The organism is Bacillus sp. 05T31 (assembly GCF_056396725.1).
On the sequence record NZ_JBFTMA010001114.1, the window covers coordinates 1 to 888 of the forward strand.

The 888-nt window shown below is 32.7% G+C and carries 1 protein-coding gene; it reads left to right on the plus strand.

Annotated elements, in window-relative coordinates; translation table 11 throughout:
- Window positions 1-284: homoserine dehydrogenase (locus tag AC1DJR_RS31725; RefSeq protein WP_477004441.1), on the plus strand; the 284-nt coding region annotated here is incomplete at its 5' end.
- Window positions 285-888 lie beyond the last annotated feature (604 nt).

The window sequence follows — 888 nt, forward strand, 5'->3', positions numbered from 1 at the left end:
AGCAGTACCCTCTTCTATTTGCTTTAAATAACAAGTTATTGGTGCGGTTAGAAAATGAATCTCTTCAAACTATTGATGGTTGTATATCATGTCTACATTTTATGTTAGATATAAATTATGAGAAAATAAAACATTATGGATCGAGCACAAGTAGGTCATTTGTTCCATTATCGCAATCTTCAATTTGTCTTGCTGATTGTGTTTGTTTAATAGGAGTTGTATTAGGGTTACTAGGAACAGTGACATTTGGAGAATTAATGTTATCTGTATGTTCTCTTACATAAAGAAAAAAGGACACCCACTTAAGGTGTTTTTTTTAGTTACTTAGGAGAGCTTTTGAGATAGGAGGGACATGGATTTAAATCTATAGTTACACATTTTTATTGTGTTGTGTAACTCAAAAAGGAAAGTATCAGCAACTGCTTATTTTGTATGACTATAAACATTGGCTATTTGGGAGCTGTAATAGAATGCTTAGAAGGGGGCAAAAAATGGTGTGTGAAATATWAATAAAAAAGGACAAKCAGTCGTACCTACTGTCCWTTAAAGGAGAAAAGTCTTTTGGTTAAGAACTACGAATAAACAGAAAATCTGCTTGTAATTAGTTTTATCCCAAATATACATGCCTATACAAAAAAGGGATAAGTTCAAAAATACTTATCCCAGGAAGGGAAATCCCAAACACCAAAATGGCTTGTATTGGTATACAGGTTCAAAAGTAGTATATGTCAAACGAAAAATCTCATACAAAAAGCAGACAATCAAAAGTATTGTCTGCCAGAAAGTCGGATGAATTAGCCAACTGTGAAAAATTGCTTTCCCACTTCAAGAAGAGTAAAGGCAACAAATTTGAAAGAAATGAATTGGGATTTAGTTATTGCTTCTATG